The organism is Campylobacter troglodytis, assembly GCF_006864425.1.
GTDB lineage: Bacteria > Campylobacterota > Campylobacteria > Campylobacterales > Campylobacteraceae > Campylobacter_D > Campylobacter_D troglodytis.
The window spans coordinates 1-1,236 of sequence record NZ_QHLI01000152.1 but is presented as its reverse complement, the minus strand read 5'-3'; the positions used below and the strand labels follow the sequence as shown (position 1 = coordinate 1,236).

At 31.1% G+C, this 1,236-nt stretch carries 1 protein-coding gene; it reads right to left on the bottom strand.

Going from position 1 to position 1,236, the window contains the following annotated elements; translation table 11 throughout:
• The coding region (locus tag DMC01_RS12490; RefSeq protein WP_221887167.1) for a hypothetical protein at window positions 1-819 on the bottom strand (819 nt) is incomplete at its 3' end.
• Between the last annotated feature and the right edge of the window lie 417 nt (window positions 820-1,236).

The window sequence follows — 1,236 nt, the reverse complement described above, 5'->3', positions numbered from 1 at the left end:
CTTTTGCTCCTCATAAACAAAGGCTTTAAGCATTATTTCTTGCTCTGTATCTATGGTGTAAATCTCATTTTGTGAATTTGACAAGCTATCTTTATCATCAATGAACTTGCCTTCTTTATTCTTTTTATAGGCTTTGATAAGCCCTATGTTTAAAGCTTTTTTCATAGGACTAAGCTCACAAGGGATAAATTCACAGTCGCACATAGTAGCTAAAGTATTAATCTGATAAAGCTTGTTAAACAAGGACACAAAGCCTTTGTTGTAGGTTCTTTCTTCTGTGTTGTTTGTTGAGTTTATTTGTGTTGAATTTGCTGTGTTTGCTGAATTTGTGCTGAGAGTGTTTGAGGTTGTGTTTGTGTTGATTGTGCTGATGGGAGCTTTGTTTGTTGTGTTTGTTGAATTTATTGAATTTGTGTTATTTATTGTGTTTGTGCTACTAAGAGAAGTATTGTTTATCTTGGCTGTGCTTGTGTTAATTGAGGCATCACTCGTATTTTCAAGTGTGGCTGTGTTTGTGTTGATGGTGTTTGAGACTGTGCTTGTATTTGCAAGGGTGGCTGTGTTTTTTTTTGTTGTGTTTATCACCCCTCTTGCAATTTGGCTTAAGCCTATGAAGACCTTGTTAAAGAGATATTTTTCATAAATTGTATCTTCTATGATAAATTCATAAAGCCCCTCCTCACACTCTTTAACACAGTTTATGATTTCATAATTATCTTTTAATTTTTCAATATATAATTTTAAACTATCCTTTAAGCCTCTTATAGCATAGTTTTTATTCTCTTTGTCATTTACTCTTAATTTAATTTGTCTTGGCATTTTAGTCTCTTAGTTTTTTTAATTTTTGACATTGTAATTTATTAAATTCAAGTTTTAAATTCTAGCAAGATTTTTGTGTTTTAGCTTGAATTTTTATAACACTTAGTTTACGAAATAAGATCTTTGTAAGAGATCCTTGTGAATTTTAATTTTTTAAAAAAATTCAGTTTGTCTTTAAATTTGGCTAAAACAAACTGATAATGTACTTGAAACTATAAAACTGTCAAATAAAAGCACACCCCAAAACGCCTTCTATCAACCCCACTTGATGGCTTTGAAATCTTTAAAATCAATTTAAAGGCTTAGCTTGTAAGCTAAAAACTCATTTTGATAAAAAGCAATGCCCTTTTCTTCATCATCAAGTCCATGCATAATCCTATCAAGCAAGGACATTTTATTCCTTATCTAGCTTGCCAA